This window comes from Haemophilus sp. SZY H8 (assembly GCF_018829755.1).
GTDB lineage: Bacteria > Pseudomonadota > Gammaproteobacteria > Enterobacterales > Pasteurellaceae > Haemophilus > Haemophilus haemolyticus_K.
Window position 1 is genome coordinate 38,236 of sequence record NZ_JAHKJY010000002.1, and the last position, 16,100, is coordinate 54,335.

A 16,100-nucleotide genomic window follows, 5' to 3' on the forward strand; every position below is an offset into this window, starting at 1 on the left:
ACCGATTCTTATTCAGAATCGGTTTATCATTTAAGCCATTCCACCTGATTTCATCAATTCAGCATGTGCTTTTTTCTGTTCTTTCATCTTAGCACTTGTTTCTCGACGCTGCTTTGAAAGCTCTGCATTACGAATAGTGTAATCATCCACTCGTCCTTCATAATCATCTCGCATACTTTCAATAATTCCGCGCACTTCTTCAATGCTCATATCATCACGAATATATTGATTCAAATTATCTAACAATAATACTCGTTTTTGGTTATCACGAATTTTACGGTTGTTGTCTTCCATATCACGTTTAATCTTATTCTTTAAACGATACATTCGGACATACTCCAACACATCCTGGAAAGATTGCTTATTTACATTTTCCATAATTACTCTCTTTTAAATAGACAAAGTGAACTTCACTAATTTAGCTTTTTTTCATCTATTCGTCAAAACCTTACCAATAACTTTTAACAACATTCCCCAAAATTGATGGATTTATTTAAAAAGCGTTGATTATCCGCTTTTGTAGTGATAAAAAGAGACCAATATCATTCATAAAAATAAGGAAACACAATGTCACAAGTCTTTAATTTTAGTGCAGGTCCTGCAATGATTTTCCCAGAAGTTCTTCATAAAGCACAAAGTGAGCTCACAAATTGGCTTGATCAAGGGGTATCTGTCATGGAAGTCAGTCATCGTGGCAAATACTTTATGGAGCTTATCACTCAAGCTGAAAAAGATTTGCGTAATATTTATCATATTCCTGATAACTACCGTATCCTTTTCTTACAAGGTGGTGCGCGTGGTCAATTTGCCGCAATCCCAATGAATTTAATCGGGAAAAAAGGGAAAGCACTTTATTTAAATAGTGGACATTGGTCTGCCACAGCAGCAAAAGAAGCGCGTAATTTCGGAGAAATTGATGAAATTACAATTGTAGAAAACGGAGGCAAAACGTGTATTACTCAACTCGATTTTAGTAATATTGCGGAAAAATATGACTATGTTCACTATTGTCCGAATGAAACTATTAGTGGAGTTGAAATTTTTGATATTCCTAAAATAGGAGATGCTGTATTAGTTGCAGATATGTCATCAAATATCCTCTCTCGCCAAATTGATATCAGCAAATTTGGGGTGATTTATGCCGGTGCACAAAAAAATCTTGGCCCAGCAGGGATTACATTAGTCATTATTCGTGATGATTTAATCGGTCATGCCCGCAAAGACACACCCTCTATTTGGAACTATGCGGTGCAGCGTGATGCCGATTCAATGATAAATACGCCACCAACCTTTGCATGGTATTTATGTTCTCTAGTATTTAAACATATTCAATCAATAGGTGGCTTAGACATTATTGCTAAACGCAACACATTAAAAGCACAAACGCTTTATAATTACATTGATTCAAGCAAACTATATAGAAATGTTGTTGCAAAAGAAAATCGCTCAACTATGAATGTGACTTTTATCACCGGTAATGCTGAACTCGATGCGAAATTTGTAGCTGAATCAACTGCAGCAGGCTTACAAGCATTAAAAGGACACAAAGTCCTTGGAGGAATGCGTGCATCTATTTACAACGCCATGCCATTAGAAGGGGTAGAAGCGCTGATTAAATTTATGAAAAAATTTGAAGCAGAAAATAGCTAATCAGAACAGGCTTAACGCCTGTTTCTATAATATCCACAATATGAATAAAAAAACGTATAAAAACAATGCAGTACATTAACATCGCCAATCAAGGGGTGAAATCCCTTTCACCTTACCAAGCAGGAAAGCCAATAGAAGAACTCGAACGTGAGCTCGGCATTTCAAATATTATTAAACTCGCCTCAAATGAAAATCCATTTGGCTTTCCCGAAAGTGCTAAACGCGCTATAAATGCACAACTAAATCAACTCACACGTTATCCCGATGCCAATGGTTTTGAACTCAAACAAACTATTGCTCAAAAATTTGGTGTTCAACCTAACCAAATTACGCTTGGAAACGGATCAAATGATTTATTGGAACTCTTTGCCCATACTTTTGCTAGTGAACATGATGAAATCATTTATTCACAATATGCCTTTATTGTGTATCCACTAGTCACTAAAGCAATTAATGCAGTAGCAAAAGAAATTCCTGCTAAAAATTGGGGACATGATTTAAACGGATTTTTAGCCGCTCTTTCTGATAAAACGAAGCTTATTTATATTGCGAATCCAAACAATCCAACAGGTAACTTTTTAACTGAGCAAGAAATCGATGCTTTTTTAGCGCAGATTCCTGCAACTGTCATTGTTGTGTTAGATGAGGCTTACACAGAATTTACCCAAAAAGAAGAACGCATAGATTCTTTTAGTCTTTTAAAAAAATACCCTAATCTTATTGTTTCTCGCTCACTTTCTAAAGCTTATGGATTGGCTGGATTACGTATCGGTTACGCAGTATCTAATCCCGAAATTGCCGATTTATTAAATCGTGTTCGTCAACCTTTTAACTGTAATGCATTAGCATTAACGGCAGCAGTTGCCGTGATGAATGATGATCATTTTGTTGAAAAAGTGGCGGAAAATAACCGCTCAGAAATGATTCGCTATGAAACATTCTGCCAAAAGCACAACTTAGAATATATTCCTTCAAAAGGAAATTTTATTACGATTAATTTTAAACAACCTGCCGCACCAATTTATGATGCCTTATTGCATGAAGGTGTGATTGTTCGTCCAATAGCAGGCTATGGAATGCCAAATCATCTTCGTATAAGTATTGGTTTACCAGAAGAAAATGATCGATTTTTCACCGCACTTTCTAAGGTGCTACATCTCCCTCTCATAAAATAGGAGCTTTTATGACAAAAGTAACAATGATGGGTAATCCCATTGAAGTAAAAGGCCATTTCCCACAAAAAGGCGAAAAAGTAGAAAACGTGCACTTTACAAATAAAGATCTAGCTGATGTAAGTTTAGGGGATTTTTCTGGTAAGCGTAAAGTTCTTAATATTTTCCCAAGTATTGATACCGGTGTATGTGCAACGTCTGTACGAGTATTTAATCAACGAGCAGCCACATTAGAAAATACTGTCGTACTCTGTATTTCAGCAGATCTCCCTTTTGCACAAGCACGCTTTTGCGGTGCTGAAGGAATTGAAAATGTACAAACACTATCAACCTTCCGCCATAAATCCGTACATGATACGTTAGGCGTTAATATCACTACAGGTCCAATTGCAGGATTAACTGCGCGTGCAGTCATTATTCTTGATGAAAATAATAATGTCATACACAGCGAATTAGTCTCTGAAATTAAAAATGAGCCGAATTATGATGCGGCTTTGGCTGTGCTATAACTTACATTAGCTAATTAAAATATCCCCTATTTGCAAAAACTAGGGGATATGATAAAAGAGCGGTCAATTTTCTTAATATTTTACACATCCACTAAAATCAAAATTGCCGCCTCACCGCCCCATTCTCTTGGCGCTTGATGTAATGCCCGCACTTTAGGATGTTGTACTAGCCAACGTGGAATTTGTTTTTTCAATGTAAAGGTGCCATAGCCCGTCATAATGCTGGCACAATCAATATGTTCATTTTCACAAGCCAGTAAAAGCGCGGCTAATTCTTGCTTAGCTTGTTCACGGGTTAAACCGTGCAAATCTAAAAACAATTCTGGCGAAAAATCTCCACGACGAAGTTGTTTTAATAAATGGGAATCCTCCCCATCACGTAAATATTTCACAACACCATCATGCTCATTCAGTAACGGCTCATATTCATCAGAAAAATAGAACAATGTATCTTCTTTCGCTCGTAATTCTTTTAATTCTATTTTTTTCTGATCACGTTTTTGGCGGGGGACAACAAAAGTATCTTGTTTCATTGGCTTAATGCCTTTGGTTTCCGCACGGAATAAATCAAATTCGTCTTGCATTTTTTCTCATTAATTTCAAATTTTGCGTATCATATCATAGTTCTACATTCTCATCTGTGGTATAACTACGCCAAATTTTCATACCGAATTTTATGCTAACTTTTCTACTCACTTTTATGGAGAAATGCGATGGAAACCTCACATAACCAAGAATTAGTTGCAACTATCTTGGAAGATAATGTTGCAAACGAACTGCAAACCATCCAAGATTTTCTGCGTTGGACGTATAGCATTCTCAATCGTTCTGATATTTACTTCGGGCAAGGGCACGATAATCCTTGGGATGAAAGCCTGCAACTCGTTTTAAGTGGCTTACATTTACCCATTGATTTACCTACTGAATTATTTAACAGTCGATTAACCCCATCTGAAAAAGAAACCCTAGTTCAACTTGTATTAACCCGAATCGAACAACGCGTACCAGTGGCATATTTAACAAATAGTGCTTGGTTCTGCGGTCATGAATTTTATGTCGATGAACGAACTATTATTCCGCGTTCTCCAATTAGTGCTTTAATTCAAGAACGCTTTGAAGATTTAATTTCACAAGAACCGAGTCATATTCTCGATCTGTGCACAGGCAGTGGCTGTATTGCCATTGCTTGTGCTTATGCTTTCCCGAATGCAGAAGTGGATGCTGTCGATTTATCGGTTGATGCACTTAATGTCGCGGAGATCAATATTTCACGCCATCAATTAGAACATCGCGTATTCCCGATTCAATCAAACTTATTTGAAAATATTTTGGGACAAAAATACGATCTTATCGTGACCAATCCACCTTATGTGGACGAAGAAGATCTCGCCGATATGCCGGAAGAATTCCATTTTGAACCAGAGTTAGCCTTAGGTTCTGGCCATGATGGCTTAAACATTACCAAACAAATTTTAAAACAAGCGCCAGATTACTTAACTGAAAATGGCTTGTTGGTGTGTGAAGTGGGCAATAGCATGGTGAGCTTAATTGAGCAATATCCAGATGTACCATTTGAATGGGTAGAACTTAAAAATGGCGGACTAGGCGTATTTGCTATTCAGCGTAAAGATTTAGTGAAATATCACGATCTGTTTTAATCTTTCAAGTGCGGTAAAATTTTAATATCAATTTTAACCGCACTTATAAAACTCATGGCGCGCGTTATTCAATGCGTGCTTTTCTTTTTTATCATTTGACTCTATGAATTTACAAAAACTTTTACTTACTCGGCGTTTCTTTTCCACCCTTGCATTTTTTTCTGTGCAAACGGTATTTCTGATTTATCTACAAAGTAAAGGATTGAGCAACAGCGAAATCGCCTTTTCCTTATCACTGCTCTTTTTCTCAAACCAAGCCCTTTCCATTTTTGCTGGTATTTGGGGCGATCGTTATGGTTTAGCCAAAATGATGTTGCTCGGCTGTTTTTTAGATGTAATAGCTTATATTTTCTTTCTCGCAGCAGATAATTATTTATTGCTCCTTATTGCGACCACTTGTTTTGGTTTAGGTAGTTGCTTATTTGGAACCAACGCCAAAGCCTGCTTACTTGTGTTGGCTGGGGATGAATACAAAGAAAAAACGCGCTTGCAAGGAAAATACCTAAAAGTGACCTCCATGTCATCCATGTTTGCGCCGCTTTTAGTCATTCCATTTATTAAATACGAACATATCGACTTGCTCATTTGGGTCTGTTTTTCAATGGAAGCCGTATTATTCGCCTTAATGGTGAAGCCTTTCTATCAAATTCAAACCTTACAAACGTTGGTGAAGTTTCGTTTTACTCAAATCAAAGAAATTATTACAAAAGAATTTCTCATGGTGCATTTAATGCTATTTTTACCTCTTGCCATTGCGAGCTCTTTCTTTGTCATTTTCCCATTTTTATTTAACAATAAACTTGGCATGCCTGAACATTCGCCGATAGCATTATTTGGTAATGGCTTACTCACCGTGCTATTACAAAGCTATTTTTCCCGAAAAATTAATTTAACAATCAAACAAACGGCATGGGTTTCGCCTCTGTTGGCTATTGGAATTATCGTGCCTTGGTTTATCACCTTACGTTATCTTTCCGTATTTTCCGCCTATGCCTATCTCGTCATTTTTACCGTCATTGAAGTATATGCCCTCACGGCGATGGCAAACTTATTAGTAAAAGTTGATAATGGCACTAATCGTGGTTTTATTTTTGGCGCATCAAGATTATTGCTTTCCATCTCGACAGTTGGTGTGATGAACCTTATTCCAGTTCTATTTTTAGTATAAAAAAGTGCGGTTGAAATTCTTATTAAATTTCAACCGCACTTTACACCATATAAATAAAATTATTTCACTTCTAATTCAATGCCTTCAAATAATCGCTTCACGGCATTGTTATCACGCAAATGTTCCGCCTTTTCAACAACAGGACGCGTTAAGTGTGGCGAAAAATATTCCATAAAATCATACATATAATTACGTAAAAACGTACTATGTTTAAAAGCAATATTTGTCATACTGGCACGAAATAAATGACTCGCATCAATTGCAATAAGATCTTTATCAAGCTCAGTATGCGCCATTGATGCCATAATACCCACACCTAATCCTAAGCGCACATAGGTCTTAATGACATCCGCATCAGTAGCTGTAAATACAATATTAGGCAATATTCCTGCGCTATTAAAAGCATAATCTAGATCGGATACGCCTGTAAAACCAAAGGTGTAAGTAACAAGAGGATATTTTCCTAGTGCTTCAATCGTTAGTTTTTCTGCATTAACTAAAGGGTGATCTGGTTTTACAATAACGGAACGGTTCCACCAATAACAAGGTAATTGAATTAAATCATCATACAAATGTGGCGCTTCAGTTGTAATCGCCAGATCCACCTCACCGGACATTAACGCATCGTGAATTTGTGTTGGTGAACCTTGATGAATATGTAAACTCACATCTGGATATTGTTTAGAAAAACGTTCAACAACTGCAGGTAGCATATAACGAGCCTGCGTATTCGTTGTCGCAATACGTAGTACCCCATGATTAGGTTGCGTATATTCATCTGCTACCGCACGAATACCCTGGGCTTTCACTAATAATTCACGCGCAATGGCAACAATTTTCTTACCAGCAGGTGTTACTGCCTTAATATGTTTGCCATTTCGCTCAAAAATCTCAAGTCCAAGTTCATCCTCTAACAGACGCACTTGCTTACTTATACCGGGCTGAGAGGTATAAAGCGCATTCGCGGCTTCTGTGACACTCAAATGTTGATTTACAATCTCAACAATATACCGCAGTTGCTGCATTTTCATAAAAAAAGTCCTTATTTTTTATAACGTTTGCTAAGTTCAGAATAACGTTTTACCGCTTTACGAATTTGTCCTGATTTTGGACGACGACGTGGCTGTGTAATATCTAATTTCGTTTCGGTTTCAGCCGGTAATCCCACAAGTTCACGCAAGTAATTGACGTTTTCAAGATCCATTTCTTCCCAGCCACCACGAGGTAAACCTTTCATCAGTTTGATATTGCCGTAACGAATACGAATCAAGCGGCTGACTTGAATCCCTTGTGATTCCCACAAACGGCGAACCTCACGGTTACGCCCTTCCATCAAAGTTACGTCATACCATTGGTTAATACCCACACCGCCTGTAAATTTAATTTCTTTAAAATTAGCAGGGCCATCTTCAAGCTGAACGCCTTTACGTAAACGCGCTAACATTGCATCATCCACTTGACCAAATACACGCACAGAATATTCACGTTCAACTTCACGACTTGGGTGCATTAAGCGATTTGCTAATTCACCATCAGTAGTGAAAAGCAACAAACCCGATGTATTAATATCTAAACGCCCCACTGCAATCCAACGAGAGCCCGTTAAACGCGGCAAACGATCAAACACGGTTGCGCGCCCTTCTGGGTCACTACGAGTACAAAGTTCACCTTCAGGTTTGTAATACATTAACACACGGCAAATTTCTTTCTGTGCGTGGCTAAGATTAATGATTTGGCCATCAATACGCACTTTCACGCCAGAATGTACGTCAATACGATCGCCTAAAGTCGCAATTTTCCCCTCTACGCTCACTCGGCCAGCGGCAATCATCGTTTCAATTTCACGACGAGAGCCTTGTCCAGCACGCGCTAAAACTTTCTGTAATTTTTCGCCCTCTGCTTTAGGTTGATTCGAAACTTTTACAACAGGTTTCGCTTTTGGCTTAGATAAAAATTTATTGTCAGAATTAACCGCACTTTTTTTCGTATTTGCCGTTTCTACGCGAGCAGTACGAGACACTGAACGTCCATCATTTTTAGCTGAAAAATCACTTTTCTTTGCTGAATCTTTGGAAAAGTGCGGTTGTTTTTGAGTTTGTTTTTGACTAGGTTTCATTGTTTTCCTTAAATAATGGAAAGGTCGCTTTCACAAGCGTCTATAAGTTAAATAAAAGGAGCAGTACTTCCACTTCCTTCGCGCAAAATCACTGGCGATTCTTCCGTTAAATCCACCACTGTTGTAGGCTCTTGTCCTAAATATCCACCATGAATAATTAAATCGACTTGGTGCTCCAAACGATCTCGAATTTCCTCAGGCTCAGATTGCGTGGTATGTTCTTCACCTGGCAACATTAACGAACAAGATAAAATCGGCTCACCTAAGGCTGAAAGTAAATCTAAAGCAATCTTATTATCTGGTACGCGTAAACCAATGGTTTTACGTTTTGATGTCATTAAACGGCGCGGTAATTCTTTCGTTGCAGTAAGAATAAAAGTATAACGCCCAGGCGTATTATTTTTAATCAAACGATAAGCGGTATTACTCACCGTTGCGTAAGTTGAAAGCTCCGATAAATCACTACACACCAACGTAAAATTATGTCCTTCAGGCAATTTACGAATTGCTACAATGCGATCCATTGCATGTTTATCACCCATCATACAACCCAAGGCATATCCAGAATCCGTCGGATACACAACCACACCGCCTTTTTGTAAAATCTCTACGGCTTGATTAATCAAGCGCGCTTGTGGATTTTCAGAGTGGATATAAAAAAATTGGCTCATGTGCTTCTTCCTTAAAAAATATGCGCTGATTATAGCAGTTTTGCGCTCACTTTATAATGGCGAGCATATAAAAATAAAGGCGTAGAGAGTCAATCTACGCCTTGTCAAACCAAAGTGCGGTTAATTTTCTGAAATTATTTTAATACCTTTCTCAAGGCTGCACCAATTTCAGCGAGACTTTTTACACAGGTCACACCTGCGGCTTCAAGCGTTGTAATTTTTTCTGCGGCAGTACCTTTTCCGCCACTAATAATGGCACCAGCATGTCCCATCCGTTTACCTTTTGGCGCAGTGATACCCGCAATATAGGCTACCACGGGTTTAGTGACATTATCTTTGATGAAGGTTGCCGCGTCTTCCTCTGCGGAACCGCCGATCTCGCCAATCATCACAATAGCTTCTGTTTCAGGATCTTGTTGAAATCTTTCGAGAATATCAATAAAACTAGAACCTGGAATAGGATCGCCACCGATACCCACACAAGTCGATTGCCCAAAACCTTCATCTGTAGTTTGTTTTACCGCTTCATACGTTAAAGTACCAGAACGAGAAACAATACCCACTTTGCCTTTTTTATGTATGTGTCCGGGCATGATGCCGATTTTACACTCATCAGGCGTAATCACACCTGGGCAATTTGGCCCAATCATTACAACGCCTGTTTCATTTAATTTTTGTTTCACCTTAAGCATATCCAATGTAGGAATGCCCTCAGTAATACAGACAATTAACTTAATTCCTGCATCAATGGCTTCAATTATGGCATCTTTACAAAATGGTGCTGGCACATAAATGACTGTCGCTGTTGCCCCCGTATTTTCGACAGCTTCCCGAACTGTATTAAATACAGGCAAACCAAGATGAGTGCTTCCACCTTTATTTGGCGATACGCCACCAACTAATTGTGTTCCGTAGGCTAATGCTTGTTCAGAATGAAAAGTCCCTTGTCCACCAGTAAAACCTTGGCAAATCACTTTGGTATTTTTATCAATTAAAATCGCCATTAGTGTTCTCCTTTTGCTGCATTCACAGCTAATTCTGCGGCTTGTTGTAAACTGTGTGCGGTAAGAATATTAACGTCGCTTTCCGCTAAAATTTGGCGACCGATTTCAGCATTTGTTCCTTCTAATCGCACAACCACAGGCACTCTCACGCCCACTTCATTTACTGCAGCAATCACGCCTTCAGCAATCAAATCACAACGAACAATGCCACCAAAAATATTTACTAAAATTACCTTCACTGAAGGATCGGTTAAAATGATTTTAAACGCTTCAGCAACCCGCTCTTTCGTTGCACCACCACCGACATCAAGAAAATTCGCAGGCTTCCCACCATAGAGTTTCACAATATCCATTGTTCCCATTGCAAGCCCTGCCCCGTTTACCATACAACCAATGTCGCCCTCTAAAGCCACATAGTTTAACTGGAATTTTTCAGCTTCTGCTTCACGAGCATCATTTTGAGTTAAATCTTGCAGTGCCAATAAATCTTTATGACGAAATAAAGCGTTATCATCAACTGATATTTTGGCATCGAGACAAACCAAATTGCCTTGTTTAGTTAGAACAAGCGGATTGACTTCCACTAAAGATAGATCTTTTTCTAGAAACAACTGAGATAATCCCATAAAAATATCGGTAAACTGTTTGTTTTGCGCACCACTTAATCCTAATTTAAACGCTAATTCACGCCCTTGATAAGGCAATCCTCCAAATAAAGGATCAATTGTGACTTTGTGGAGCAAGTGCGGTGAATTTTGCGCGACTTCTTCAATATTCATTCCACCCGCAGAGGAAGCAATAAACACCACTTTTTGAGAGGCCCGATCAACAACGGCACTTAAGTAAAATTCTTTATCAATATCGCAAGTTTCTTCAAAATAAATCTGATTTACTGGCTGACCCGATTTATCCGTTTGAAAAGTGACTAAACGTTGTCCTAGCCATTTTTCTGCAAAAGATCTTGCTTCCTCTACATCGTGCACTAATTTAACGCCACCCGCTTTACCACGCCCACCCGCATGAACTTGGCATTTCGCCGCCCACTTATCGCCTGAAAGTTGAGCCAGTACCAAATCTACTTCATCAACAGATTGACAGACTGCCCCATTTTTTACGGGTAATCCATAATGCTCAAATAGTTGTTTTGCTTGGTATTCGTGTAAATTCATTCGCGACGTCCTTTTGGGTTATGAAAACAATTCACTCAAGGTTTTAATGCTATATGTACCGTGATTTCTTCACGATCGTGATATAAATGTTTTGCTTGAATATCAAAATTTAAATTCTGCTCAGCCAACATCACAGCCAAGTTTTCTAAACATAATATCACTTCTTGATAACGTTTTTTCATGGGTAATTTTAAATTGAAGATCGTTTCTCGGCACCAACCATTCAACAACCATTTACCAATCAATAACGAAATACGGCTTGGTTGTTCCACCATATCACAGACTAACCAATCCACTTTTTTCTTTTTGGGAGGCTGAAATTTAAATCCATCTTCCGCGCAATGTTCAATGCGCCCCGTATCATGCAAACTCGCCGCCATTTTTCCGTGATCAACTGCATAAACAAATAAACCGCGTTTGACTAATTGATACGTCCAACCGCCAGGACAAGCCCCTAAATCAACGCCAATCATATTTTCATTTAAATGTTTATTCTCTTCTTTACGCGGAATAAAAGTCAAAATAGCTTCTTCGAGTTTTAACGTAGAGCGGCTCGGCGCATCTGCTGGAAATTTTAAACGAGGGATTCCCATAAAATGGGGGGAATGATTACCCACATAAGAATATCCCACATAGCAGCAATTCGGTTTTACAAAAAAACAATGTAAAAATTGACCGCACTTTTGAGTCGCCTTTGCCGAAAGCCAACCTTGTTTTTTCAATGCCTGACGTAAAGGAACGGTAAATTTACGACAAAAAGTGGAAAGCTCTTTCGCTTCATTTGTGTCTGCAGTTTCAACAAAAAGCTCACTAGATTGAGCAAAATTAACTTGTTGCGATAATTCTTCAAACGCCGCCACAATGGGACTAATACGATCAGCGGGATCTAAATCTTCCAATAAATCGGAAATAACCATCATCTGACGAGCAAAAATCAAACGGTTAAAAGGAATGTCTCGAGCAAGGCGATCTGCCTCATCAGGTTGATAACATTCAAAAATGACATAGCCCGAATTATCTTGTACTCGTGTAAAACCAAATACACCTAAATTACTTGCTTGATCGGTGATCTCTGCGGCGACTTCTTTCTCAAAACCTGGGCGACAATATAATGCGAGTTTATTCATTTTCTTCTTGCTTAATTGAGTTAATAATCCACTGACGGAATGCTTGAATTTTTTGGTCATCAAGGCGATCAAGATGATTGACCACATAAAATGATTTTGGATCAGGCAAATTGGTTGGCAATACCACTTTTAATGAGCCATTTTCAATTTCTTGCAAGGCTAATAAGCGATTAGCTAATACAATGCCTTGCCCATGAATAGCCGCCTGTAACGCCATAAATGTATGACTAAATAACGGTCCTTGCTGAATATTTAAATCATCTAACTGTAAATGATTTGCCATCACTTGCCAATTATCACGCGTATGAATATGAATTAATGTGTGTTTTTTTAAATCTTCAGGCTGAATAATTGGATTTTCCGCTAGCAATTCGGGCGAAGCTAAAATCAATAAATTTTCTCCGCCAAGACGATCCACTTGGAGATTCTGCCAATTACCCAAACCATAATAAATAGCAAGATCAATTTCTTTATTTAACAATCCTTCATCTTGATCCACACCGGTTAAACGCACCTCAATTTGCGGATAAAGCTGATTAAATTCACTTAAATGTGGCACGAGCCATTGGATACCAAAAGTTTGTGGCACACTAATATTTAAATGCGGATCCGTTTTTAACGTTAACAATCGCTCTGTGGCTTCATTTAAACGACGTAGAATTTTATTAATATCAACAAAATAAGCTTTTCCAAGCTCTGTTAATTCTAAAGAACGATTCTTTCGCTTAAATAATTCAATTCCTAAGAACTCTTCTAATAATTTAATTTGATGACTAACTGCCGCTTGTGTCACACAAAGCTCATCTGCCGCTTTAGTAAAACTTAAATAGCGAGCAGCTGACTCAAAAGCTTTTAGCGAATTCAACGGTGGCAAACGTTTATACATAAGTATTTCCATTCATAAAATTTTTGTCTATAATAGACAAGATTTAATTCGGATTAGTTTTTCTAATACTTCAAATAAAAAAACGTCATTTGTCCTTTTCTACCCTTTTTCCTTACAATACAAACATACTTAATGATTGGTAATTCCTTACTAGTTAATGAGTTTCGGACTTAAGTATGATGTTGTGTTTGCATATAGTTCGGGTAACCGAACTTGAGTAACAAAATCAAGTTACTCATTTACTTCCTGTATATTTAAACCTTATTGGTTAAACGCTACTCTTCTTGAGTGGCGTTTTTTTCTTCTTGATTCTATCACAGTTACATCTTGATTTTCTGATCGACTTCACAAATTTCACAATTATTAGTTAATTTTCTAAAAATTAACCAATTTTGAAAATTTAAGATTCAAATTCCCATAATAATGATGTAGATTAACCCCTATTTCATTCATAAAAATAAATTAAGGAAGCAAAATGAAAGACTTAGACTGGAATAACCTTGGTTTTAGTTATATCAAAACAGATTACCGTTTTATCGCTCACTGGAAAGATGGCAAATGGGACGAAGGCAAACTCACCACAGACAATACGTTGCATATTCACGAAGGTTCTACCGCACTGCACTATGGTCAACAATGCTTTGAAGGCTTAAAAGCTTATCGTTGCAAAGACGGCTCAATCAACTTATTCCGTCCGCAAGAAAATGCAAAACGCATGCAACATACATCAGATCGTTTACTCATGCCACAGGTGCCCACTGAATTATTTATCCGTGCATGTAAAGAAGTAGTGAAAGCAAACGAAGAATGGGTCGGCCCTTACGGCTCTGGCGCAACCCTATATTTACGTCCATTTTTAATTGGTGTGGGTGAAAATATTGGTGTAAAAGCTGCGCCAGAATTTATTTTCTCTGTATTCTGCTGCCCAGTTGGTGCCTATTTCAAAGGTGGTTTAACACCATCTAACTTTATTACCACCGAATACGATCGCGCTGCACCAATGGGAACCGGTGGCGTAAAAGTGGGTGGTAACTACGCTGCAAGCCTTCTGCCACATGTATTAGCGGCGGAACAAGGTACGCCAGAACGTAAATTTGCTGATGCCATTTATTTAGATCCCAAAACTCACACTAAAATTGAAGAAGTCGGTGCGGCAAACTTCTTTGGGATCACAAAAGACAATAAATTCATCACACCAAAATCAGAATCTATTTTGCCTAGTATCACCAAATACTCTCTTTTACATATCGCAAAAGAGCGTTTAGGTATGGAAGCAATTGAAGGCGATGTTTATATCGATCAGCTAGATCAATTTGCTGAAGCTGGTGCCTGTGGTACTGCAGCAGTCATTTCACCCGTTGGAGGAATCCAACATAAAGGTAAATTCCATGTGTTCTATTCTGAAACTGAAGTTGGCCCAATAACACGTCGCCTTTATGAAGAGCTCACAGGCATCCAGTTCGGTGATGTCGAAGCGCCTGAAGGCTGGATTGTGAAAGTAGAATAATAAATAAGTGCGGTGACGTTTCACCGCATTTTCTTTATCTCATCTTATTCCATTTCACTATAAATCATTCATTTCAATTCTTTCTCAACATAAAAAATCTCTTTTATTATCTTTTTACAAACAATGCTTTCATAAAAAGAAAATGAACTGGGATTATATCATTAACGTTTTTCCGCGATTTGTAGATGCAACATTAATGACACTTGCTCTCTCCTTTTGGGGAATCTTACTTTCGCTGATTATCGGCACTATTTGCGCAGTGATAAGTACTTACCAAGTAAAATCATTAAGTTGGCTAGTTAAAAGCTACATTGAGCTTTCTCGTAATACCCCACTTTTAATTCAAGTGTTTTTCCTTTATTTCGGATTATCTAAAGTTGGCATTAAATTAGATGGGTTCACTTGTGGTGTGATTGGATTAGCTTTTTTAGGTGGGAGCTATATGGCTGAGGCCATTCGAGGGGGATTAGAAGCAGTCTCAAAAGGGCAAATAGAATCTGCACTTAGCATCGGTTTAACACCTTTTCAAGCTTTCCGATATGTGATTTTACCTCAAGCCTTTGCTATTTCTATGCCAGCTATTGGAGCAAACTGTTTATTTTTAATGAAAGAAACCTCCGTTATTAGCGCAGTTGCTGTCGCAGAATTAATGTTTATTGCAAAAGAAATCATTGGTATGGATTACAAAACAAATGAGTCCTTATTTTTATTGGTTGTATTTTATCTAATTATTTTATTACCGATGTCAATTTTGATTCGCTATTTAGAAAAACGTACTCGGAGAGCAAAATATGGGGCTTGAATTATTATTCCAAGGTAACCAATTAAACCGCTTACTCCATGGGCTTTGGATTACCGCTGAAATTGCATTTATTTCAGTATTTTTTGCTTGCTTCTTAGGGATTATTTTAGGCGTACTGATGACAAGTAAAAATAAAATTATCAAAGCAATTACAGGCTTTTATCTTGAATTTGTACGCCTTATCCCATTATTAGTGTTGTTGTTTCTTGCCTATTTTGGATTAGCAAAATGGTTTGATATCCATTTAGATAGTGTCACCGTCTGTATTCTTGTCTTTATTTTTTGGGGAACTGCAGAAATGGGGGATCTCGTGCGTGGTGCGCTTACCTCCATTGAAAAACACCAAATTGAATCGGCTTACGCCCTAGGCTTAACGCCCTTGCAAACGTTCATTTATATTTTACTTCCTCAAAGCCTAAAACGAGTGACACCAAGTATGATTAACTTATTCACACGTATGATAAAAACCAGTTCACTTGCCATGTTAATTGGTGTGGTTGAAGTTATCAAAGTTGGCCAACAAATTATTGAACATTCTCTTTTCACTAATCAATCCGCTGCCCTTTGGATATACGGTGTAATTTTCTGTTTATATTTTGTAATTTGTTATCCACTTTCATTATTTTCTCGTTATTTAGAAGCGCGTTGGGAAAATTAAGGA

Annotated in this window: 17 protein-coding genes; 8 read left to right on the top strand and 9 right to left on the bottom strand. The window is 38.0% G+C overall.

Annotated features, from left to right (window positions below):
* Positions 1–30: 30 nt before the first annotated feature.
* Positions 31–378, bottom strand: a complete 348-nt coding sequence (locus tag KKW16_RS03180) for a DUF496 family protein (protein ID WP_048953738.1) — start codon at positions 376–378, stop codon at positions 31–33.
* Positions 379–567: 189 nt separating this feature from the next.
* On the opposite strand from KKW16_RS03180, the gene serC reads away from it, so the two are divergent.
* The 3 genes from serC (at position 568) to tpx (ending at position 3,331) form a co-directional block, all read left to right on the top strand.
* A complete protein-coding gene (serC, locus tag KKW16_RS03185; protein WP_048953739.1) occupies positions 568–1,650 on the top strand; it encodes a 3-phosphoserine/phosphohydroxythreonine transaminase in 1,083 nt (360 codons plus the stop codon).
* 65 nt (positions 1,651–1,715) lie between these two features.
* The gene (gene hisC / locus KKW16_RS03190) at positions 1,716–2,825 is read left to right on the top strand and encodes a histidinol-phosphate transaminase (protein ID WP_048953741.1); all 1,110 of its coding nucleotides are present in this window, start codon (positions 1,716–1,718) and stop codon (positions 2,823–2,825) included.
* Positions 2,826–2,833: 8 nt separating this feature from the next.
* Positions 2,834–3,331, top strand: coding sequence for a thiol peroxidase (tpx, locus tag KKW16_RS03195; RefSeq protein ID WP_048953743.1), 498 nt, complete (start codon positions 2,834–2,836; stop codon positions 3,329–3,331).
* 80 nt (positions 3,332–3,411) lie between these two features.
* On the opposite strand, the gene smrB is transcribed toward tpx, so the two are convergent.
* A complete protein-coding gene (gene smrB / locus KKW16_RS03200; protein ID WP_048953745.1) occupies positions 3,412–3,915 on the bottom strand; it encodes an endonuclease SmrB in 504 nt (167 codons plus the stop codon).
* A gap of 129 nt (positions 3,916–4,044) precedes the next feature.
* Between smrB and prmB the strand changes: the two genes are divergently transcribed.
* Positions 4,045–4,989, top strand: coding sequence for a 50S ribosomal protein L3 N(5)-glutamine methyltransferase (gene prmB / locus KKW16_RS03205; RefSeq protein WP_048953747.1), 945 nt, complete (start codon positions 4,045–4,047; stop codon positions 4,987–4,989).
* Between the two features lie 103 nt (positions 4,990–5,092).
* On the top strand, positions 5,093–6,157 hold the full coding sequence (locus tag KKW16_RS03210; protein ID WP_215767917.1) for an MFS transporter: 1,065 nt from the start codon (positions 5,093–5,095) through the stop codon (positions 6,155–6,157).
* A gap of 59 nt (positions 6,158–6,216) precedes the next feature.
* Here the strand turns inward: KKW16_RS03210 and cysB are convergent, their stop codons facing one another.
* The 7 genes from cysB to KKW16_RS03245 form a co-directional block, all read right to left on the bottom strand.
* Positions 6,217–7,188 (bottom strand): HTH-type transcriptional regulator CysB, encoded by a 972-nt coding sequence (gene cysB, locus KKW16_RS03215; protein ID WP_048953752.1) that lies wholly within the window; start codon positions 7,186–7,188, stop codon positions 6,217–6,219.
* 11 nt (positions 7,189–7,199) lie between these two features.
* A complete protein-coding gene (gene rluB / locus KKW16_RS03220; protein WP_048953754.1) occupies positions 7,200–8,273 on the bottom strand; it encodes a 23S rRNA pseudouridine(2605) synthase RluB in 1,074 nt (357 codons plus the stop codon).
* A 47-nt stretch (positions 8,274–8,320) separates the two neighbouring features.
* Positions 8,321–8,944, bottom strand: coding sequence for an L-threonylcarbamoyladenylate synthase (locus KKW16_RS03225; protein WP_048953756.1), 624 nt, complete (start codon positions 8,942–8,944; stop codon positions 8,321–8,323).
* Between the two features lie 134 nt (positions 8,945–9,078).
* Entirely contained in the window at positions 9,079–9,948 is an 870-nt protein-coding gene (gene sucD / locus KKW16_RS03230; RefSeq protein ID WP_048953757.1) for a succinate--CoA ligase subunit alpha, read from the bottom strand.
* Positions 9,948–11,117 (bottom strand): ADP-forming succinate--CoA ligase subunit beta, encoded by a 1,170-nt coding sequence (gene sucC, locus KKW16_RS03235; RefSeq protein ID WP_048953758.1) that lies wholly within the window; start codon positions 11,115–11,117, stop codon positions 9,948–9,950. The genes sucD and sucC overlap by 1 nt, the downstream gene beginning before the upstream one ends.
* Positions 11,118–11,152: 35 nt before the next feature.
* Complete coding sequence (gene rlmM / locus KKW16_RS03240) at positions 11,153–12,244, bottom strand: 23S rRNA (cytidine(2498)-2'-O)-methyltransferase RlmM (RefSeq protein ID WP_048953759.1); 1,092 nt, start codon at positions 12,242–12,244, stop codon at positions 11,153–11,155.
* On the bottom strand, positions 12,237–13,130 hold the full coding sequence (locus tag KKW16_RS03245) for a transcriptional regulator GcvA (protein WP_005638709.1): 894 nt from the start codon (positions 13,128–13,130) through the stop codon (positions 12,237–12,239). Before KKW16_RS03245 ends, rlmM begins: the two co-directional genes overlap by 8 nt.
* A 475-nt stretch (positions 13,131–13,605) precedes the next feature.
* Here KKW16_RS03245 and KKW16_RS03250 point away from each other — a divergent pair, with 475 nt between their 5' ends.
* From KKW16_RS03250 to KKW16_RS03260, 3 genes are all read left to right on the top strand, one after another.
* Positions 13,606–14,637, top strand: coding sequence for a branched-chain amino acid aminotransferase (locus KKW16_RS03250; protein ID WP_005638711.1), 1,032 nt, complete (start codon positions 13,606–13,608; stop codon positions 14,635–14,637).
* A gap of 142 nt (positions 14,638–14,779) precedes the next feature.
* A complete protein-coding gene (locus KKW16_RS03255) occupies positions 14,780–15,439 on the top strand; it encodes an amino acid ABC transporter permease (protein WP_065265256.1) in 660 nt (219 codons plus the stop codon).
* Positions 15,429–16,097, top strand: coding sequence for an amino acid ABC transporter permease (locus KKW16_RS03260; RefSeq protein ID WP_215767918.1), 669 nt, complete (start codon positions 15,429–15,431; stop codon positions 16,095–16,097). The genes KKW16_RS03255 and KKW16_RS03260 overlap by 11 nt, the downstream gene beginning before the upstream one ends.
* Positions 16,098–16,100: the final 3 nt, after the last annotated feature.